Origin of the sequence: Candidatus Brevundimonas phytovorans (assembly GCA_029203145.1) — a bacterium.
In the GTDB taxonomy this organism is placed as follows: domain Bacteria; phylum Pseudomonadota; class Alphaproteobacteria; order Caulobacterales; family Caulobacteraceae; genus Brevundimonas; species Brevundimonas phytovorans.
Map to the genome: position 1 here is coordinate 1,109,959 of CP119309.1, position 18,826 is coordinate 1,128,784.

Annotated in this window: 19 protein-coding genes; 9 read left to right on the forward strand and 10 right to left on the reverse strand. The window is 67.0% G+C overall.

The annotated features are described in order from the left end of the window. Nucleotides 1–8: 8 nt before the first annotated feature. A complete protein-coding gene (locus P0Y52_05265) occupies nucleotides 9–650 on the forward strand; it encodes a YIP1 family protein (protein ID WEK58950.1) in 642 nt (213 codons plus the stop codon). A gap of 3 nt (nucleotides 651–653) precedes the next feature. Here the strand turns inward: P0Y52_05265 and alr are convergent, their stop codons facing one another. The 10 genes from alr to rpsF all read right to left on the reverse strand — a co-directional run bounded on the left by alr (nucleotide 654) and on the right by rpsF (nucleotide 10,105). Beyond that, on the reverse strand, nucleotides 654–1,691 hold the full coding sequence (alr, locus tag P0Y52_05270; GenBank protein WEK58951.1) for an alanine racemase: 1,038 nt from the start codon (nucleotides 1,689–1,691) through the stop codon (nucleotides 654–656). 44 nt (nucleotides 1,692–1,735) lie between these two features. Continuing rightward, on the reverse strand, nucleotides 1,736–2,131 hold the full coding sequence (locus tag P0Y52_05275) for a hypothetical protein (protein ID WEK58952.1): 396 nt from the start codon (nucleotides 2,129–2,131) through the stop codon (nucleotides 1,736–1,738). A gap of 5 nt (nucleotides 2,132–2,136) precedes the next feature. After that, entirely contained in the window at nucleotides 2,137–3,264 is a 1,128-nt protein-coding gene (locus P0Y52_05280) for a hypothetical protein (protein ID WEK58953.1), read from the reverse strand. A gap of 113 nt (nucleotides 3,265–3,377) precedes the next feature. Beyond that, nucleotides 3,378–4,877: a replicative DNA helicase gene (locus P0Y52_05285; GenBank protein ID WEK58954.1), complete on the reverse strand. Its 1,500-nt coding sequence runs from the start codon at nucleotides 4,875–4,877 to the stop codon at nucleotides 3,378–3,380. Nucleotides 4,878–4,999: 122 nt separating this feature from the next. Then, complete coding sequence (locus P0Y52_05290; protein ID WEK58955.1) at nucleotides 5,000–5,371, reverse strand: hypothetical protein; 372 nt, start codon at nucleotides 5,369–5,371, stop codon at nucleotides 5,000–5,002. A gap of 71 nt (nucleotides 5,372–5,442) precedes the next feature. After that, entirely contained in the window at nucleotides 5,443–6,084 is a 642-nt protein-coding gene (locus P0Y52_05295) for a DOPA 4,5-dioxygenase family protein (protein ID WEK58956.1), read from the reverse strand. Further along, nucleotides 6,078–8,480 (reverse strand): TonB-dependent receptor, encoded by a 2,403-nt coding sequence (locus P0Y52_05300; protein ID WEK58957.1) that lies wholly within the window; start codon nucleotides 8,478–8,480, stop codon nucleotides 6,078–6,080. Before P0Y52_05300 ends, P0Y52_05295 begins: the two co-directional genes overlap by 7 nt. A 368-nt stretch (nucleotides 8,481–8,848) precedes the next feature. After that, nucleotides 8,849–9,433: a 50S ribosomal protein L9 gene (rplI, locus tag P0Y52_05305; GenBank protein ID WEK58958.1), complete on the reverse strand. Its 585-nt coding sequence runs from the start codon at nucleotides 9,431–9,433 to the stop codon at nucleotides 8,849–8,851. Nucleotide 9,434: 1 nt separating this feature from the next. Then, nucleotides 9,435–9,713: a 30S ribosomal protein S18 gene (rpsR, locus tag P0Y52_05310; protein WEK58959.1), complete on the reverse strand. Its 279-nt coding sequence runs from the start codon at nucleotides 9,711–9,713 to the stop codon at nucleotides 9,435–9,437. Nucleotides 9,714–9,724: 11 nt separating this feature from the next. Next, a complete protein-coding gene (gene rpsF / locus P0Y52_05315) occupies nucleotides 9,725–10,105 on the reverse strand; it encodes a 30S ribosomal protein S6 (GenBank protein WEK58960.1) in 381 nt (126 codons plus the stop codon). A 247-nt stretch (nucleotides 10,106–10,352) separates the two neighbouring features. Here rpsF and P0Y52_05320 point away from each other — a divergent pair, with 247 nt between their 5' ends. From P0Y52_05320 to gmk, 8 genes are all read left to right on the forward strand, one after another. Next, the gene (locus tag P0Y52_05320; GenBank protein WEK58961.1) at nucleotides 10,353–11,636 is read left to right on the forward strand and encodes an Nramp family divalent metal transporter; all 1,284 of its coding nucleotides are present in this window, start codon (nucleotides 10,353–10,355) and stop codon (nucleotides 11,634–11,636) included. Between the two features lie 596 nt (nucleotides 11,637–12,232). Beyond that, a complete protein-coding gene (gene fabD / locus P0Y52_05325; protein WEK58962.1) occupies nucleotides 12,233–13,177 on the forward strand; it encodes an ACP S-malonyltransferase in 945 nt (314 codons plus the stop codon). A gap of 122 nt (nucleotides 13,178–13,299) precedes the next feature. Continuing rightward, on the forward strand, nucleotides 13,300–14,040 hold the full coding sequence (gene fabG / locus P0Y52_05330) for a 3-oxoacyl-[acyl-carrier-protein] reductase (protein WEK58963.1): 741 nt from the start codon (nucleotides 13,300–13,302) through the stop codon (nucleotides 14,038–14,040). 184 nt (nucleotides 14,041–14,224) lie between these two features. Further along, nucleotides 14,225–14,464, forward strand: coding sequence for an acyl carrier protein (locus P0Y52_05335; protein WEK58964.1), 240 nt, complete (start codon nucleotides 14,225–14,227; stop codon nucleotides 14,462–14,464). Between the two features lie 119 nt (nucleotides 14,465–14,583). Next, nucleotides 14,584–15,864: a beta-ketoacyl-ACP synthase II gene (gene fabF, locus P0Y52_05340; protein WEK58965.1), complete on the forward strand. Its 1,281-nt coding sequence runs from the start codon at nucleotides 14,584–14,586 to the stop codon at nucleotides 15,862–15,864. A 1-nt stretch (nucleotide 15,865) separates the two neighbouring features. After that, the gene (mltG, locus tag P0Y52_05345) at nucleotides 15,866–17,056 is read left to right on the forward strand and encodes an endolytic transglycosylase MltG (GenBank protein ID WEK58966.1); all 1,191 of its coding nucleotides are present in this window, start codon (nucleotides 15,866–15,868) and stop codon (nucleotides 17,054–17,056) included. Beyond that, entirely contained in the window at nucleotides 17,053–17,952 is a 900-nt protein-coding gene (locus P0Y52_05350; GenBank protein ID WEK58967.1) for a YicC family protein, read from the forward strand. Before mltG ends, P0Y52_05350 begins: the two co-directional genes overlap by 4 nt. After that, entirely contained in the window at nucleotides 17,942–18,583 is a 642-nt protein-coding gene (gmk, locus tag P0Y52_05355; GenBank protein WEK58968.1) for a guanylate kinase, read from the forward strand. Before P0Y52_05350 ends, gmk begins: the two co-directional genes overlap by 11 nt. The last annotated feature ends 243 nt before the right edge of the window (nucleotides 18,584–18,826 follow it).

Here is an 18,826-nt window from a genome sequence, read left to right on the forward strand (position 1 = left end):
AGGCCCCCATGACCGCTCCGAACCCGCCCGCCATTGATCCGGGCCTCGTCGCCCGCGTGCAGAACATCCTGATGCGGCCCAAGCTGGAGTGGCCCGTCATCGACGCCGAATACGCCACGACGCGCAGCCTGTTCGCCCGCTACGCCATGCTGCTGGCCGCGATCGGCCCGGTGGCCAGCCTGATCGGCGGACAGCTGTTCCCGATCCATATCTTCGGCTCGGTGATGCGCACGCCCGTGGTCGGCGGCCTCTTGGGCGCCATCGTCACCTGGGGCCTGTCGTTGCTGTCGGTCTTCGTTCTGGGCCTGATCATCGACGCCCTGGCGCCGACCTTCAACGGGACCAGGGACAAGGTGCAGGCGATGAAGGTCGCCGTCTATTCGATGACGGCCGCCTGGGTGGCGTCGATCTTCAACCTGTTCCCGGCGCTTGCCTGGCTGGGCGGCCTGTTGGGGCTCTACGGCTTCTACCTGCTCTACCTCGGCCTGCCGACCGTGATGAAGGCGCCGCAGGACAAGGCCCTGGGCTACACGGCAGTCGTCGTTGTCTCCGCCATCGTGCTGTGGATGGTCGTCGGCGCCATCGCCGCTGGCGTCGTCGCCAGCTTCGTGGTCGGCACGGTCGGTCTGGGCGCGCTGGCGCTCAGCTAGAGCCTAGCCGACGTACAGGCGCGGCACGCGCGGCGTGATCGAGGTCAGCATTTCGTAGCTGATGGTTCCCGCCGCCGTCGCCGCGTCGTCCACCAGACGATTGGCGCCGAAGATCTCGACCGTGTCGCCGGCCGCCACGTCCAGGCCGGTGACGTCCACCGCCAGCACGTCCATCGACACCCGGCCGAGGATGGGACGAAGCTCGCCTGAGACCCAGACCTGACCGCGTGGACTATTGCTGCGCATGACGCCGTCGGCATAGCCGGTCCCGCAGGTCGCCACCCGGATCGGCGCCTCGGCGCGATAGCCCTGCGAATAGCCGACCGTCTCGCCCGCCGGCACATCGCGCACCTGCATGATCTGGGCGTTTAGCGTGGCGACCGGGGCGATGCGGCTGTCGGGCTTGCCCTCCGGCCCGCCGCCGTAGAGGCAGATGCCCGGCCGCACGACGTCAAAGGCGAAGTCCGCTCCCAGGAAGCAGCCGCCCGAGTTGGCGAAGGACCGCGTCACGCCGGGATAGCGCGTCACTGCGGCGGCATAGGCGTCGCGCTGCGCTCGGTTCAGCGGATGGGCGGGTTCATCGGCGCAGGCCAGATGGGTCATCACCAGCTCCAGCCCCTCGAAGGGCTCGGGCGCATCCTCGACGCGGAAGCCCAGCCGGTTCATGCCGGTGTCCAGTTGCAGACCGCAGGCGCCGCCGCCCGCTGCCGTCCAGGCCGCGATCTGACCCGGCTGGTTCAGCACAGGGCGCAGGTTCGCCGCCTTGATCAGGCCTGCCGACGCGCCGTGGCAGCCGTCCAGCACATAGATGACCGGCTCAGCGCCCAGGGCCTCGCGCAGCAGCACGCCCTCGGCCGCCCGAGCCACGAAGAAGGTCCGCGCCCCCTCGGCCATCAGCCTTTTCGCCACCGCGGCGGCCCCCAGGCCATAGCCGTCGGCCTTGACGACCGGATTGACCGGCACGCCCGTCAGGGCCTGCAGGGTGTGGAAATTGCGCGCCAGAGCGTTGAGATCGACGGTGAGGGAGGCGGGGAGGGACATGAGCTTTTGCATAGCCGGGACGCAGCCGTTTGCGAAGCAAGACTTCAGTCGGCGGCCGTCGCCAATACGGCTTCTACGGGCTTCGAGCTGCAGTCGAGCATGCCTTCCATAATGTAGTTGCCAGCCTGCGCGCCATAGCCGGGGTTCACGAAGGTTTGGCGGATCGCGGCATAGATGTTGCCGCGATAGTCCGTGTGGCCGCAGATTTCTGCCGCGCGGCGATCCCAGTACTGGCGGGCCAGATTGGGGTCGGGGATGGTGGCGGGCAGATAGACACGGATCATGTGCGTGCCGTCCGCATTCTGCGAGTCCGTGTAGCCGAAGTAGGTCTTCTTCGCCGGATCGATGCGGGCGTATTCATGGCTGACACAGGCCGTCAGCGACAGGGAGAGGAGAACTCCCCCTATCACCGTGACCGCTGTGAGGCGGGTGACGGGCATGATGACTACTCCGTCTTGCGACGCGATTCCTTGCGTAGTTCCTGCATACGCTCGGTCCGGTCCTTGGCGATGGATACGGCGTTTCCGTAAGTTGAGAAGCTGCCCGCATGGCCGGCAAAGGAGGTGTAGGATCCGGCTGTCGCCCCCGATCCGACGCGCAGAATGGTGCGACCATCCGCTTGTGTTTCCACCAAGGTGTCAGATCCGCCGTCAATAGACGGAACCACGGTCCGGTTGAGGTCAAGCAGGGCGTAACGTGCGACGAAGGCGTGGGCGTTCGCGATTTCCGCTTTCAGCTGGGCGCCGTTGTCCTTGAGCCATTCGCGGGTGAGGAAGATGGCGATCTCTCCCTTGGTCAGGCTGTTGTCCTGAGCCTGTTCCAGTTCCTTGGTCATCGACTTGAACTCGTCAGTGTCTTCCGCGGGCAGGGCGCCGTTTTCGTCGCGCGCGCTTTCCTGGATCGAGGCGATCAGGCGCTCGCGCAGTTCCGGTGTCAGTTCGGGTGCGGGCAGCGACCGAGAGAAGTAGGTGAAGGTGTTGCGATAGGTCGGACCCGTGGTCTCTGCCTTGGGCGGGGCGCCCTCGAACGCATAGGGCGTCACATAGGGCAGGGCGGCGTTATGATACGTAACCTCAAAGACGATGCGCAGGGTGCTGGCGTCTTCGGCAAGGACGTAGGACGCCGAGACATTGATGGCGTCGTCGCTGGGCGTCTCGTCAATCAGACGCTGGGCGGTCGAGATCTCGGTGAAGCGCACGCCTTGAGCAGCCGCGGATGCGGCGGCTTGAGACTGGAATTCCCGAACCAGCGACGCGTTCAATTCTTCGAGGGAAATGATCTCGGCGATTTCTGACGCCGACTTCTCTGCGCGTTTGGAGGGGCCGTAGTTGATGATGGCGTCCATCACGACCGAGGTCAGGGCGCCGATCAGGCCATAGGGCGCCCCGGCTGCGGAACTGTCGGCCATGAACCAGCTCTTGCTGACCCCTGCGTTTTCCTCAGCCAGAACGACCGGCGTGGGGCCCATCGCCTCGATCTGCGCCGTGTTGAGCGGACGAGCGTTCGGCACGGGCGTGGTGGCGCAGGCGGCGAGAAGCGATGCGCATGCGATCGCGCAGATAGCCAGTTTCATGGATTCCCCCGAATCTTGGTCTCTCAAAAGAGATAGGGAAATCCTATTGCGATCGGCGATTTGTGAGTCAACGAAAAGCTCAGGCTTTCAGTCGGTTTCAGGCCGTCCTCACCCTACTCAGGAATATCGGCGAAGGCGCTGCCGTAGCGGTCGTCGTGGGCCAGGTTCCCGAAGCGGACGGTGTCCGCGTCGAAGGCCAGCTTGACGATGCCGATGGGGCCGTGACGCTGTTTGCCGATGACCACCTCGGCCTGGCCTTGCAGGCGGTCCATGTCCTGCTGCCATTGCAGGTGTTCTTCGGAGCCTTCGCGCGGCTCGGCCCGGCCCAGGTAGTAGCTCTCGCGATAGACGAACATGACGCAGTCGGCGTCCTGCTCGATCGAGCCGGATTCACGCAGGTCGGACAGTTGCGGGCGCTTGTCTTCGCGCTGCTCGACCTGACGCGACAGCTGCGACAGGGCGATGATCGGCACGCCCAGTTCCTTGGCCAGGGCCTTCAGGCCGCCGGTGATCTCGGACACTTCCTGCACCCGGTTCTTCTGACCGCCGCCTTCGCCCGTCGTCACCAGTTGCAGGTAGTCGACGATGATCAGGTCGAGGCCGTGCTCCATCCGCTTCAGACGTCGCGCCCGCGCCGCCAGCTTGGAGATGGAGATGCCGCCGGTGGCGTCGATATAGAGGGGGCTCTCGCCGATCTCGACCGCCGCGTCGCGCAGCTTGCCGAAGTCCGAGGCGTCGATCTCGCCCTTGCGCAGCTTGTCCGAGGATACGCCGGATGCGTCGGCCAGAATACGCATGGCCAACTGTTCGGCGCTCATTTCCAGCGAATAGAAGGCCACGACGCCGCCGTTGACCGTCTTGCGGCCCTCGGGCGTCGGCTCCCACTGATAGGCGCGGGCCACGTTGAAGGCCATGTTGGTGGCGAGCGCGGTCTTACCCATCGACGGACGACCGGCCAGGATCAGAAGGTCGGAGGGGTGCAGGCCGCCCAGCTTGCGGTCCAGATCGTTCAGGCCAGTGGCCAGACCGGCCAGCTTGCCCTCGCGCTGATAGGCCTCGCCCGCCATTTCGACGGCCCCGGCCAGGGCGGTCGAGAAGCTGACGAAGCCCGACGACGGCTTGCCCGTCTCGGCCAGCGAATAGAGGGTCTGTTCCGCCTGTTCGATCTGTTCGTCGGCGGGCGTCTCTGGGTTGGGCGCCTCCTTGATCATCTCGCCGCCGATGCGGATCAGGTCGCGACGCAGGGCCAGGTCATAGATGACGCGGGCATAGTCGGGGGCGTTGGCCGCCGGAGGGGCGCGGTCGACAAGGTCGGCCAGGTAGCGCAGGCCGCCGAACTCGTGGAAAGCCGGGTCCTGCTTGAACCGCTCCATCAGAATGGTCGGCTCGGCCAGCAGCCCCTGGCGGATGTGATCCTCGATCGCCTCGAACAGCCGCTGATGGAAGGGCTCGTACATATGCGAGCCGCGCAGTCGGTCGCTCAGCCGCTCGAACACGGCGTTGTCGAACATCAGCGAGCCCAGCAGCGCCTGCTCCGCCTCCAGGTTGTGGGGCATGGACGAGACGGAGACCTGGTCTGTGTTTCCGTAGGGCATGGGAGCGAAGGCGTTCATGGGCTAGCCATAGCCCTAAGCGACGCCTGCGTCAGACCCGGCCATGGCCTTGATCGTGGACATTCGACGGCGTCTGTGGACGGTCCTGAAAACCCCTGTCGGATCAGCGGTCGGGCTAGGCCTCAGGCCGGGCAGGGATGCTCCGCCGCCATCCATTCCCGCACCGCCTGGGTCACGCTGATGTTGCGCCGCGCCGTCGGGATGGCGTTGAAGCGGGTCAGGATCATGTCGGGCGACAGGCTGATCTTGGCGCCTTCCGGAATGCAGGTGGCGGCGCGCCGGTTCGCGGCCTGTGCCGCTTTCTGCTCATCACCGACGGTTTTGAAGGCGCCGTTGATCTCGTTCATCAGCCGCCGCGTGTCCGACCGCAGCAGGGCGGTCGGGTTGCGCGGGATGCGGTTGGCCGAGGTCAGGAACTCCTGAACCGTCATGGCGCTGGCGCTGCTGGCCCACAGGCTGGCGGCGAGCGCGAGGATGAGCGTGGTCTTCTTCATGCGAACCCCTCCGATTGGAATGGCCCAGCTTGGCGTCCGGTCCGTGGCGGAACAATGGCCGTTGAACGTGGTCAGGTTTCCAGCGGCAGGGTCGGCAGGGTATTGGGATAGACCCGCTCGATATCGCCGCCCGCCGCCTTGGCCGAGCGGACCATGCGGAAGGCGTTCACCGGCTGGGTCTCGCCGATCCACAGGGCGTTGATCAGGTGGTCGGCGTAGGGATCGTCGGTGTTGGGGTGGATCAGGATCTTCAGCCCCAGATGGTTCAGCATCAGCCAGGGGATGACCGTCGGGACCTGCTCCTTGGCGAAGCCGAAGTAGAAGGAGGGCGTGGTGTGCGGGCCGCGCGGTCCCTCGTTCCATTCCCCCAGCTCGACCTTGAATCGATGGATGACCCAGTCACGCAGATGGGCCGCGCGATAGGCCGTGTCCTCGTTGAAATAGATATGGGCGTGATAGCTGCTGATCTCGCTATAGGCGCGGGGATCGGCGGGCAGGTCGATCCCGCGTGGCAGCGGCTCGGGCGGGCCCTTGGGGCGGGCGCCCCAGGGGCTGAGGGTGCTGTCGTCGCCGACCTGCACCGCCGCTTCGGCCGGGCGGGACGCAGCGGCGGCGGTCGCCGCCGCAGCCGCCACGCCGCCCCCGACCAGCAGGGCCCGGCGCGAGGCGGAGGGGAGGGCTCCCTCGCGCTCGGGTCCCGCCGTCGTCACCATTTCACGCTCAGACGGGCGTAGCCGTAGCGGCCGTTGAAGCCGAAGGGCGAGTAGTAGGGGAAGCCCAGAACCCCGTTGCTGTTCAGGGCCAGCGGCACGGCGTCCGGGTATTCGTCAAAGACGTTGTCCACGCCCACGGCGACGCCGACACGGTCCGTGATCTGGAAGCGGCCTTCCAGATCGACCGTGGTCTTGGCCCCGGTGGAGTAGTCGTTGGCCGGGGTCGAGCCGGCTTGCAGGACGCTGGCGTAGTAGGTGGCCCGCGCCGTCGCGCCCCAACGGCCCTGGCTCCAGTCGGCCGAGGTCGAGACCTTCGTATCCGGCGTGCCTTCCTCGATGGTCAGGATGCGGCTGCGGGCGAACAGGGTCGGCACCGGGTTCAGCACCGACGACGAGGTCGGCAGCTTGGTCACGCTCACGTCGTTGACGTTGGCGGCGACGGTGAAGTCCCAGTTCCCGGCGCTTTCGGTGCGCAGGCGGTAGCGGCCGACGATGTCCACGCCCTCGGTCTCGGTCGTCACGCCGTTGAGGAAGAAGCGCGCGGCCTGGACGCCCAGCGGGTCCAGAAGGCCGGCGACCTGGGGCGAGAAGCTACGGTTGATCAGCTCGGACAGGACGATCTGGTCCTCGATGGTGATCTTGTAGGCGTCCACCGTCAGGTCGAAGTTGCCCAGGCGTACGACGGCGCCCAGCGAATAGTTGGTCGAGGTTTCGGGCTTCAGCGCGCGGGCGCCGAGGGCCGTGGCGACGGCGCTAGTGGCCGGGAAGGTGCCGGTTTCAACCACGGCGCCGTTCTGGATCACCGACGAGGTCGAGGTGAAGAAGCTCTGCTGCAGCGAGGGCGCGCGGAAGCCGGTCGAGATCGAACCCCGCAGGGCGAAGTTGGGGCTGAAGTCGTAGCGCGCCGCCAGCTTGCCGGTCTGGGCGTCGCCGAAGTCGGAATAGTCCTCGACCCGCAGGGCGCCCTCGACCGTGAACTTGTCGGTCAGCGGGATTTCGACGTCGGCGTAGACGGCGACGGCGTCGCGGTCTTCATCCACCTCGTTCGAGGGCTGGAAGCCGGGGAATCCCTGCGCGCCGCCGGCCAGGGCGGTGTTGCTTCCCAGCGGGCCGCGGTTCCAGGATTCCGGCTGACCCGCCTCGATCTTGTAGCCTTCACGACGGGCCTCCAGACCCCAGGCGAAGTTCAGCGGGCCGGTGAGGCCGACCTCGAACTGGCGGGTGAAGTCGGCGCCGAAGACCAGTTGGTCATAGATCAGGCTGCCGGAATCGAAGCTGGTCAGCGAGGCTGCGCCATAGGTGGCGTTCAGGGAGTCCTCGGTGCGGAAATCCAGGGCGTTGCGGCCATAGACCAGGCTGAAGTCGGCGCTCCATCCGGCGATCTCGCCCTTCACGCCGCCCGCCAGCGACAGGTCCTTCGAGTTGATGGCGATCTTGGGCAGGAAGCCGTTGGGGTAGATGGCGGGCACGTTGTTGGCGTTGTTGGCCAGGCGCGGGAAGGCGGCGCCTTCGCTGTCGCGGTCCTGATAACCAGCCCAGCCATAGGCTTCCCAGTCTGCATTCAGCGGCTTGCCGGCGTTGGCGAAGACGGTCCACTGCTCGACCTTGGGGTCGCCGAGGCGGGCGGTGACGGCGTTGGGCGTCACGCGCGGGTCCAGGTCCGAGCGGTTGGTCGGCTCGCGGTTCAGATACTCGGCCGAAAGGGTCAGGAAGCCGTCCGAACCGAGGCCCAGACCCTGCCATGCCGAGGCGGTGACGGTGCGGCCGTCGGTCTCGTCACGCTTGCCGCGAGCCGTCTCGACCGTCGTGGCGTATTGGCCGTAGGTGATGCTGGCGCCGCCGCCTTCGCGGGCCTCCTTGAGGCGCAGGTTGATGACACCGGCGATGGCGTCCGAGCCGTATTGCGCCGAGGCTCCGTCGCGCAGCACCTCGACCCGGTCCAGAGCCCCGGTCGGGATGGCGTTCAGATCGACGGCGGCTGAGCCGCGCCCGACCGTACCGTTGACGTTGACCAGGGCCGAGGCGTGACGGCGCGTGCCGTTCAGCAGGACCAGGGTCTGGTCAGGCGACAGGCCGCGCAGGGTAGCCGGGCGGATGGAGTCGGAGCCGTCATTGGCCGACGGGCGAGCGAAGCTGAGCGACGGCACGGTCTGGGCCAGGGCGGCGGCGAACTCGGTCGTGCCGCGGTTGGACAGGGTCTCGGCGGTTACGACATCGACGGGGGCCAGGGTGTCCAGGCGCGAGCGGCTGGGGACGCGGCTGCCGGTGACGACGATGTCGTCCACGGATGTGGTGTCGGCGGGGGCTTCCTGGGCCGAGGCCGCGCCCGCGATCAGCAGGGCGGCGCCGGAAGCGGCGAGGAACAGACTGGAACGGTAGGCGAAGGGGCGGGTCATCTCGAGAGGTCAGCTTTTCTGAATTGGGCGCAAGGGGCCGGCGACGCCGTTGAGGGGCGCGTGTGGACTGCGTCTATTGTCTGGGTGGTCAGGGCCGGCGGCGGACCGGCCGGAAGGCGATCAGCGGCGGGCTGGACGACATCGCGCCGGTCGAACGACCGGGCGGTGTGTGGTGGCGTACAGGCGCATTCGCATCATCGTCTCCCGCCCATCGGGGAGGATGAGCCATGGCGATATTGCGGTGCGAAAGCGGCGCGGAATATCGAGAATATGTCGCTGAATGCGTAGAAAAGCTAAATGAATGAGCCAAAGAAAAAGGGGCGCGTCCCGAAGGACGCGCCCCTTGATCGATACCGTCAGTCGACAGATCAGGCTTCGTCGCCGAAGCCTTCTTGTTGACCGGCGCCGCCTTCGATCAGTTCTTGGGCGGCTTGTTCGGCGGCGTTACGCTCGTCGTCGAACTGGGCGCGGATGACATCCTCGCCCTTCGCTTGACGCTCGGCTTCTTCGGCCGAACGCGCGATGTTGATCTTGACCGTGGCGCGGACCTCGGGGTGCAGGCGAACCGGCACTTCGTGGACGCCCAGGGCCTTGATCGCGACGTTCAGCACGACTTGCGAACGCTCGACCTTGCCGCCTTCGGACTGAATGACTTCAGCCACGTCGCGACCGGCGACCGAACCGTACAGGTGACCGGTTTCACCGGCCTGACGGATCATGACGTAGGTCTGGCCGTCGATCTTGTCGGCGACCTTCTGTGCGTCGGCCTTGTTCTTCTCATTGCGGGCTTCGATAGCCGCGCGGTCGAGTTCGAACGCTTTCAGGTTGGCCGAGGTCGCGCGGCGAGCCTTGTCGCGCGGCAGCAGGTAGTTACGAGCGAAGCCGTCCTTGACGGTGACGACGTCGCCGATGGCGCCGAGGTTCTCGACGCGTTCCAGCAGAACGACCTTCATCTTACTTCACCACGTACGGCAGGAGGGCCAGGTAGCGGGCGCGCTTGATGGCCTTGGCCAGTTCGCGTTGCTTCTTGGCGGAAACGGCGGTGATGCGCGAGGGCACGATCTTGCCGCGTTCGGAAACGTAACGCTGCAGCAGCTTCACGTCCTTGTAGTCGATCTTCGGCGCGTTGGCGCCCGAGAACGGGCAGACCTTGCGGCGGCGGTAGAACGGACGACGGCCGGCGGAGCCGGAGCCGGCCGGAGCGCCCGGGGTGGGTGCGGTGGTGTCGGTCATGATCCGGTTCCTTATTCCGAAGCCGCAGCTTCGTCGGTGCGCGCGGGGCGATCACGATCGCGCTCACGTTCACGACGGGCCAGCAGGGGCGACAGTTCCAGGTCGAGTTCCTCGACGCGGACGGTCAACCAACGCAGAACGTCTTCGTTCAGCGACAGCTGACGCTCGACTTCGGCCACGGCGGCAGCCGGGGCGTCGATGGCGAGCAGGGAATAGTGAGCCTTGCGGTTCTTCTTGACCCGGTAGGTCAGGTTGCGCAGACCCCAGTACTCGATCTTGGCGACGCTGCCGCCGCCTTCTTCGATCAGAGCCTTGATGGTGTCGTTCAGCGCTTCGGCCTGTTGCGCCGAGATATCCTGGCGCGTCATGACCGTGTGCTCGTAAAGAGCCATGCGGTAGTCTCCCTTGTGGGCGTCGGCGTGAAACGGACCGGGTAAGTCCTGTCCACGATGGCTCCTGAAGCGGCGGCCGGGAGGACTTCCCGAACCCTTTGGCGTTCCGCATCAGGACCGAAGCCCTGGAAAGGCGGCGCGTATAGGGGAAAAAGGCCGCCAGAGCAAGGCTGACGCAAGGCTGGCGGGCCGTGTTGCCAGGCAAGGGCGAAACAGCGGAGGGTCCCAGCCTGACCGGAGACGCCGCATGACCCCATCCGAGCCTAACCCCGCCCTGAAAAGGCGCTGGTCCCTGATCGGGCCGGGGATTGTCGTGGCGGCGACGGGCGTGGGGGCGGGGGACCTGGTGGCGACCCTGATCGCCGGCTCGCGCTTCGGCTACGCCCTGCTGTGGGCGGCCATCATAGGGACGGTGCTGAAGATCGCCCTGGCCGAGGCCGTGGGGCGCTGGACCCTGGCCAGCGAGCGGACGATTTTTGACGGCTGGTCCAGCCTGGGGCGGGGGCTGCTGCCCGGCGCCATCGGCGGGCGGCTGAACTGGGCCGGGCTCTATTTCGGCCTCTATGTGGTCATCTGGGGCTTCGTCTATGGCGCGGCGGCCATGACGGCGACGGCCCTGCCGCTGGCGGCCCTGTTCCCGGTGCTGGACCTGAAGGCCTGGGGGATGCTGAGCGGGATCGCGGGGCTGATCTTTGTCTGGTTCGGCGGCTACGGCCTGTTCGAGAAGGTGATGACGGCCTGCGTCGGGGTGATGTTCGTCACCGTCGTCGGGCTGGCCGTGATCGTGACGCCGGATATTCCGGCCCTGCTGACCGGCCTGTGGCCGACCCTGCCGCAGGGATCGGTCTTCTATACCCTGGGCCTGATCGGCGGGGTGGGCGGAACCATCACCATGGCGGCCTATGGCTACTGGCTGAACGCCAAGGGCTGGAAGGGACCGGGCTGGATGGCGGTGATGCGGCTGGACAACCGGGTCGCCTATGTCGTCACCGGGGTCTTCGTGGTGGCCATGCTGATCGTCGGGGCCGAGTTGCTGCACGCGGCGGGGATCGCCCTGCAAGGCGGCGACCGTGGCCTGCTGGATCTGGATCAGGTGCTGAGGGAGCGGTTCGGACGGCCGATCTCCATCCTGTTCCTGGTCGGTTTCTGGGCCACCAGCTTCTCCAGCCTGCTGGGCGTCTGGCAGGGCGTCAGCCTGATGTTCGCCGACTTCACCGCCCATGTGCGGGGCAGGGCGGGGGACGAGGCGGTGCGCGGCGACCGCAGCCGGGCCTTCCGGGGCTATGCCCTGTGGCTGACCTTTCCGCCGATGGCCTTGCTGTTCATGGACCGGCCGTTCGGGTTGATCGTGGCCTATGGCGTGCTGGGCAGCCTGTTCATGCCCTTCCTGGCCGGAACCCTGCTGTGGCTGCTGAACAGTGACCGGGTGGCGAGGGAATGGCGCAGTCATGGGCTGTCGAACGCCCTGCTGGCGGCGGCGGGGCTGCTGTTCGCGGTGCTGGCGGGCAAGGAACTGGCGGGGCTGTTCTGAGGGGCGCATGGCGTCAGCAGGGATTGCAGGGCTACGGCTAGGGCCGACTTTAGAGCGGCGACCCTCACCCTTTTGCGCGGCCAATCGCCTTCGGCTCTTGGGCGCTCAAGCCCTCTCCCAGCGGGAGAGGGTTGTACGGTGCAATGAAAAAAACAGTGCAATTGGTGCAATGGGTGCAATCGGCGGGGTCTGCGATCCTCCCTTGCGAAGCGGGGGAGGGGGGCCATGCAAAGCATGGTGGAGGGGGCGAGGTCGGGCATAGGCGGCGAGAGTTTCAGGGCGGGCGTGTTGGGCGGAATGGCTCGAGAGGTTGTGACTGTGGCCGCCCCCTCCACCGCCTGCGGCGGTCCCCCTCCCCCGTGAACGGGGGAGGATTTAAAGGGGGCGGGGCTGTGACGGATCATGAGGCCATTGTGGCTCAGGTTTGGGTGGGCGCGCGTCGATGGGGGCGAGAGCGGTTCAATCCCTGTCATTCATGGGGATTGGCGCGTTCGGTTTTGCACAAGGTTTCGGCGCGAGAGGGCGAGTTCTTGCCGTAGGGGCGGGTTTCGCCTACGCCTCGGCGCCTTGAATCAACGGACCACGGATCGTTTCGCATGACCCTCGCGCTTCTCTTCCCCGGACAGGGCAGCCAGAGCGTTGGCATGGGCGCTGCTCTCGCCGAGGCCTTCGCCAGCGCTCGCGAGGTCTTCGCCGAGGTCGACGACGCGCTGAACCAGAAGCTGTTCGACCTGATGCGCGAAGGCCCGGAAGACCAGCTGACCCTGACCGAGAACGCCCAGCCGGCCCTGATGGCCGTATCGGCGGCGGCGGCGCGGGTGCTGAAGGTCGAGTTCGGCGTGGACGTGACCAAGGCCGGCTTCGTCGCCGGTCACTCGCTGGGCGAATATTCGGCCCTGACGGCCGTCGGGGCGATCAGCCTGTCGGACACCGCCCGCCTGCTGAAGCTGCGCGGTCAGGCCATGCAGCGCGCCGTGCCGGTGGGCAAGGGCGCGATGGCCTCGCTGATCGGTCCCAAGACCGACCTGGCCCTGGCCGAAGCCGCCGCCGCTGCGGGTTCGGAAGTCGGCGTCTGCGTCGTCGCCAACGACAACAACAACGGCAACGTCGTCATCTCGGGCGACAAGGCCGCCGTGGACCGCGCCATCGAGAAGGCCAAGGAACTGGGCGCGCGCGCCATTCCGCTGAACGTCTCGGCGCCCTTCCACTGCCCGCTGATGCAGCCCGCCGCCGATGAAATGGCCGGCGCCCTGGCGGACGCTAAAATTTTCGCCCCGGCCGTGCCGGTGGTCGCCAACGTCACCGCTCGCCCGGAAACGGACCCGGAAGTCCTGCGTCGCCTGCTGGTCGAGCAGGTCACGGGCCGCGTGCGCTGGCGCGAGAGCATGGAGTGGATGGCCACCGACGGCGGCGTGACCCGCTTCGCCGAGATCGGCTCGGGCAAGGTCCTGACCGGCATGGCCAAGCGCATCGCCCCCGACGCCGAGAGCCTGGCGCTGAACACGCCGGAAGACCTGGAAGCGTTCGCGAAAAGCCTTTGATCCTTCTCCCCTTGCGGGAGAAGGTGCTCAAGCAATGAGATTAATGGAGGGGTCGGCGCGACCCCTCATCCGGCCCTTCGGGCCACCTTCTCCCGCAAGGGGAGAAGGAAGAGGAGAGACCAATGTTCAACCTTTCGGGAAAGATCGCTCTTGTGACCGGCGCGACCGGCGGCATCGGCGGGGCCATTGCGCGTTCGCTGCACGCTCAGGGCGCGACCGTGGTGCTGTCGGGCACGCGTGAAGCGGTGCTGGCTGACCTGGCCAAGGAACTGGGGGAGCGCGCCTTCTTCGCCGCCGCCAACCTGTCGGACCCGGACTCGGTCGACGGTCTGGTCGCGCGCGCCGAGGAAGCCGCCGGCGGTCCGCTGGACATCCTGGTCGCCAATGCCGGCATCACCAAGGACGGCCTGCTGATGCGGATGAAGGACGAGGACTTCCAGTCCGTCATCCAGATCAACCTGGAGAGCTATTTCCGCCTGACCCGCGCGGCGGTGAAGGGCATGATGAAACGCCGTTCGGGCCGGATCATCGGCGTGACCTCGGTGGTCGGCGTGACCGGCAACCCCGGCCAGACCAACTATTCGGCGTCCAAGGCCGGCATGATCGGCTTCTCCAAGTCGCTGGCTCAGGAAGTGGGTTCGCGCGGGATCACGGTGAATTGCATCGCGCCCGGTTTCATCGCTTCGCCGATGACTGACGTGCTGAACGACCAGCAACGCGAGGCCATCCTGACCAAGATTCCGTCAGGCCGACTGGGCACGGGCGAGGAAATCGCGGCGGCTGCGGTCTATCTGTCGTCCAACGAAGCCGCCTATGTCACGGGGCAGACCCTGCACGTGAACGGCGGCATGGCGATGATTTAAGGCGTTGCGCGTCGTCATCACGACGCGCAACAATCTATTTCCCGCCCCGATGGCTGTGCTAAAGGGCGGGAACGCTTCGCGGTTGTGAGTCTCTTCGGGGGCTTGCCTCCCAAGAGCTGCCGTGACACGGCGAACCAATGAGACCCCGCCTTCACGGCGACAAACAACAGGCAGAGAGACACTCATGTCCGACACCCTCGAACGCGTCCGCAAGATCGTTATCGACCACCTGGACGCCGATCCGGACAAGGTCACGGAAAAAGCCTCCTTCATCGACGACCTGGGCGCCGACTCGCTCGACAACGTCGAGCTGGTCATGGCCTTCGAAGAAGAATTCGACGTCGAAATCCCGGATGACGCCGCTGAGCACATCCAGACCGTCGGCGACGCTGTGAAGTTCATCGACGAGAAGCTGGCTGGTTAATCCAGCTGCGATCCGTCGCACTTCCTGAGTGATGGCCGCCGTGGCGGGCCCCTAGCGGGACCGTCCGGCGGCCATTATTGTTTCCGGTCACGATTCTTACAGTCCAAGGAGCGCGAACCATGCGCCGCGTCGTCATCACGGGCCTCGGCCTTGTCACTCCGCTCGGTTCGGGCGTGGAACATGTCTGGCAGGGCATCGTCGAGGGCCGCTCGGGCATCGGTCCGATCACCTGCTTCGACACCGAAGGCTATGGCTGCACCATCGCCGGCGAAGTGCCGTCCGTGGACGGTCGTGGACGCGGCGCGCCGGATCAGCCGGGCGTCTTTGATCCTGATCAGGTGATGTCGGCCAAGGACAGGAAGCGCGTCGACGACTTCATCCTCTACGCCATCGCCGCTGCCGATGAAGCTCTGGCCGATGCCAACTGGAAGCCCGAGAGCGAGGACGACAAGGAAGCCACCGGCGTCATGGTCGGCTCCGGCATCGGCGGCCTGGGTCCCATCGCCGACACAGCCATCATTCTGAAGGAACAGGGCGTCCGCCGCGTCAGCCCCTTCTTCATCCCTTCGGCGCTGATCAACCTGGCCTCGGGCCAGATCTCGATCCGCCATGGGCTGAAGGGACCGAATCACTCGGTCGTCACCGCCTGCGCCACCGGCGCCCACGCCATCGGCGACGCGGCCCGGATGATCGCCCTGGGCGACGCCGAGGTCATGGTGGCGGGCGGCGCGGAAAGCTCGGTCGTGCCGATCGGCATCGCCGGCTTCCTGGCCTGCAAGGCCCTGTGCACCGCCTATAACGACACGCCCGAGAAGGCGTCGCGTCCTTATGACCGCGGCCACGCCGGTTTCATCATGGGCGAGGGCGCCGGCATCATGGTGCTGGAGGAATACGAACACGCCAAGGCGCGCGGCGCCAAGATCTACGCCGAGGTCGTCGGCTACGGCATGAGCGGCGACGCCTATCACATCACCGCGCCGTCCGAGGACGGCGACGGCGGTCTGCGGGCCATGAAGATGGCGCTGAAGCGCGCCGGGATGGAGCCGTCGGACCTCGACTACGTCAACGCCCACGGCACCTCGACCATGGCCGACTGGATCGAACTGCGCGCCATCGAGCGGCTGGTCGGCGATCACGCCAAGGACGTCGCCGTGTCCTCGACCAAGTCGATGACGGGCCACCTGCTGGGCGCCGCCGGGGCCATCGAGAGCATCTTCTCGGTTCTGGCTATCCGCGACCAGATCGCGCCGCCGACCATCAACCTGGACGACCCCGAGCACGAGACGGCTATCGACCTGGTGCCGCACAAGGGCAAGCCGATGAAGATCGATGTCGCCATGTCCAACAGCTTTGGCTTCGGCGGCACCAATGCGGCCGTGATCTTCAAGAAGGTCGACTGATTTGGCCAAGGCTCCGTCGCGTCGTCCCACGCCCAAGGTTCGCATCCCCAGGAACCGCGTGCCGAAGCGAGGCGGGGGAGCATCTAAATCGAGTTTCGGCGTCGGCCTGATCACGGCGGCGGGGACGCTGGGCGTCTTCGTGACGGCGGCCCTGATCGGCCTGTGGGTGGTCTATTGGGGGCCGGGGCCGAAGGCGGCGGAGGGGGACGCGACCGTCGTCACCCTGCCGTCGGGGGCGGGCGTGTCGGCCATCGCCGCCAATCTGAAGTCCTCGGGCGTGATCCGCTCGACCGACCTGTTCCGCGCCGCCGTCAGCCTGAGCGGCGCCGACCGCAAGATCCGCGCGGGCGAGTACGAGGTGCCGTCGGGGGCCTCGCTGGCCACCGTGGTCGGCCTGCTGGTCGACGGCAAGGCGGTGCGCCACTACGTGACCCTGCCGGAGGGCTGGTCCTCGGCCCAGGCGGTCGACATCCTGATGAAGCAGCCGGTCCTGACCGGCGAGGTCGAGGTTCCCGCCGAAGGGAGCCTGTGGCCGGACACCTATGAGGTGTCGCGTGGCGAGACCCGCGCCTCGGTCGTGGCGCGGATGCAGCGCGCCGCCAAGACCAAGCTGGCCGCCCTTTGGGCCGCACGGTCGCCCAACACCATCGTCACCACGCCGGAAGAAGCCATGGTCCTGGCCTCCATCGTCGAGAAGGAGACCGGCCTGGCCTCGGAACGGCCCCAGGTTGCGGCGGTCTTCACCAACAGGCTGCGGCTGGGGATGCGGCTGGAGAGCGATCCGACCATCGTTTACGGCGTGACCAAGGGGCGCCCGCTGGGACGCGGCATACGCGCCTCTGAACTGCGCGCGCAGACGCCGTGGAACACCTATCTGATCGACGGCCTGCCGCCGACGCCCATCGCCAACCCGGGCGAGGAGGCGTTGAAGGCGGTGCTGAACCCGCCGCGGTCGGAATACGTCTTCTTCGTCGCCGACGGCACGGGCGGGCACGTCTTCGCCCGCACCTATCCCGAGCACCTGCTGAACGTGGCGCGCTGGCGCGAGGTCGAGCGGCGCAAGGCGGGGCTGCCGCCGGGTCAGGCGGCCTCGGTCCCCGACGCGGCGGCGACGCCGATGGGCGAGGGGGCGGCCGTGGTCATTCCGCCGGGCGCCAAGGTGATCTCGGTTCCGACGGCGGCCCCGCAATGAGCAATCCTATTTCAGGCCGCATCTCTGGCATGACCGGCTTTGGCCGGGCCGACGGCGCGCTGGGCGGCTGGACCTGGACCGTCGAGGCGCGTTCGGTCAACGGGCGCGCGCTGGAGGTGCGCTATCGCGGGCCTGGCGGCTTCGACAATCTGGAGCGGCTGACCAAGGCGGCGGCTCAAGCTCGTCTGAACCGGGGCCAGGTGACGGTGGGCGTTTCGGCCAAGCGGGCCGAGGGGGCGGAGCCCGCGCCGCGCGTCAACGAGGCCGTGCTGGCCGCCTATCTGAAGCTGGCCAACCAGTTGGCGGAAGAGGGGGCGACGCCGCCTTCGGCCGATGGCCTGCTGTCGCTGCGCGGCGTCATCGAGGTCGCCGAGGAGGACGAGGACCCCGAGGCGCGCGCCGCCGTCGAGGCCGCCATCGCCGTCACCATCGAAGAGGCGCTGGACGCCCTGAAGCTCTCGCGTCAGCGCGAGGGCGAGCAACTGACGCCGGTGATTCACGACTTTGTCGGGACCATCGAGGCTCTGGTCGCGCGCGCCGAGCTGGAAGCCTCAAGCCAGACCGAGGCGATCCGCGAACGCTTCACGCGCCGGATCAGCGAACTGGCGCCGGATGCGCCGGGTCTGGAGGAGCGAATCTTCCTCGAAGCCGCCGCCCTGGCGACCAAGGCGGACGTGCGCGAAGAGCTGGATCGCCTGACCGCCCACGTCGATTCCGCGCGGACACTGTTGCAGCAACCCCCCGCCGGACGAAAACTCGACTTCCTGATGCAGGAATTCATGCGGGAAGCGAACACGCTCTGCTCGAAATCCGCTACCACGCCGCTCACCGGAATCGGCCTCGAACTGAAGGCCGTCATCGAGCAGCTTCGAGAACAAGTTCAGAATGTCGAATAACCGCACTCCCCGCCGTGGCGTCCTGCTGATCGTGGCCAGTCCGTCGGGGGCCGGGAAGACGTCGCTGTGCCGCCGCCTGATGGCGGACCACAAGAGGCTGGAACTGTCGGTTTCGATGACCACGCGCGGCATCCGTCCGGGCGAGGTCGACGGTCGTGACTACAACTTCGTGACCAACGAGGAATTCCAGCGCCTGATCGACGGCGACGCCTTCCTGGAATGGGCCGATGTGCACGGCAACCGCTACGGCTCGCCCGCCGCCCCGGTGAACCGCGCCCTGGCCGAGGGCCGCGACGTCCTGTTTGACATCGACTGGCAGGGCGCCCGCGATGTGGCCGAGAAATGCCCCGGCGACGCCGTCCGCGTCTTCGTCATGCCGCCCAGCCTGGAAGAACTGCGCCGTCGTCTGGTGACGCGGTCGCAGGACGCGGAGGATGTGATCGAACGCCGCGTCGCCAACGCCAAGGGCGAGATCGAGCACTGCGACGAGTTCGACTACGTCCTGGTCAACGAGGACTTCGACAGCAGCTACGCCGAGTTGGCCCACATCTATCACGCCGAACGCAGCCGTCGTCACCGCAACCTGTGGGTTGAGGGCTACAAGGCCGCGCTTCTGAAGGAAGTGGTCTGACGGCCATGACCGCTTAGCCCTCTCCCATTGGTAGAGGGGTTGAGCGCTAACTTGAGGTGCTCACACCCACCTCCGTCATCCTCCGGCCAGCGGCGCCCGGAGGGCGAAGGTTCACGCGCCGCGCTTGCGGTTAAAGATCGCCTTCGGCGCCGCTGGGTCCCCCGGTCTCGCGATGCTCGCCGGAGGATGACGGAAGGGGAAGCGGGGAGCCTTGACTGCCCCGAAGGGAGCGCATCCTGCGGT

What these genes read in the sequence shown, in the direction of transcription:
- P0Y52_05275 (WEK58952.1), bottom strand. Translation starts at nt 2,131, where the DNA reads ATGCCCGTCACCCGCCTCACAGCGGTCACGGTGATAGGGGGAGTTCTC.
- P0Y52_05350 (WEK58967.1), top strand. Translation starts at nt 17,053, where the DNA reads ATGAGCAATCCTATTTCAGGCCGCATCTCTGGCATGACCGGCTTTGGC.
- P0Y52_05335 (WEK58964.1), top strand. Translation starts at nt 14,225, where the DNA reads ATGTCCGACACCCTCGAACGCGTCCGCAAGATCGTTATCGACCACCTG.
- rpsR (WEK58959.1), bottom strand. Translation starts at nt 9,713, where the DNA reads ATGACCGACACCACCGCACCCACCCCGGGCGCTCCGGCCGGCTCCGGC.
- P0Y52_05280 (WEK58953.1), bottom strand. Translation starts at nt 3,264, where the DNA reads ATGAAACTGGCTATCTGCGCGATCGCATGCGCATCGCTTCTCGCCGCC.
- P0Y52_05265 (WEK58950.1), top strand. Translation starts at nt 9, where the DNA reads ATGACCGCTCCGAACCCGCCCGCCATTGATCCGGGCCTCGTCGCCCGC.
- rpsF (WEK58960.1), bottom strand. Translation starts at nt 10,105, where the DNA reads ATGGCTCTTTACGAGCACACGGTCATGACGCGCCAGGATATCTCGGCG.
- fabD (WEK58962.1), top strand. Translation starts at nt 12,233, where the DNA reads ATGACCCTCGCGCTTCTCTTCCCCGGACAGGGCAGCCAGAGCGTTGGC.
- P0Y52_05285 (WEK58954.1), bottom strand. Translation starts at nt 4,877, where the DNA reads ATGAACGCCTTCGCTCCCATGCCCTACGGAAACACAGACCAGGTCTCC.
- fabG (WEK58963.1), top strand. Translation starts at nt 13,300, where the DNA reads ATGTTCAACCTTTCGGGAAAGATCGCTCTTGTGACCGGCGCGACCGGC.
- P0Y52_05295 (WEK58956.1), bottom strand. Translation starts at nt 6,084, where the DNA reads ATGGTGACGACGGCGGGACCCGAGCGCGAGGGAGCCCTCCCCTCCGCC.
- rplI (WEK58958.1), bottom strand. Translation starts at nt 9,433, where the DNA reads ATGAAGGTCGTTCTGCTGGAACGCGTCGAGAACCTCGGCGCCATCGGC.
- P0Y52_05320 (WEK58961.1), top strand. Translation starts at nt 10,353, where the DNA reads ATGACCCCATCCGAGCCTAACCCCGCCCTGAAAAGGCGCTGGTCCCTG.
- P0Y52_05290 (WEK58955.1), bottom strand. Translation starts at nt 5,371, where the DNA reads ATGAAGAAGACCACGCTCATCCTCGCGCTCGCCGCCAGCCTGTGGGCC.
- alr (WEK58951.1), bottom strand. Translation starts at nt 1,691, where the DNA reads ATGTCCCTCCCCGCCTCCCTCACCGTCGATCTCAACGCTCTGGCGCGC.
- gmk (WEK58968.1), top strand. Translation starts at nt 17,942, where the DNA reads ATGTCGAATAACCGCACTCCCCGCCGTGGCGTCCTGCTGATCGTGGCC.
- P0Y52_05300 (WEK58957.1), bottom strand. Translation starts at nt 8,480, where the DNA reads ATGACCCGCCCCTTCGCCTACCGTTCCAGTCTGTTCCTCGCCGCTTCC.
- fabF (WEK58965.1), top strand. Translation starts at nt 14,584, where the DNA reads ATGCGCCGCGTCGTCATCACGGGCCTCGGCCTTGTCACTCCGCTCGGT.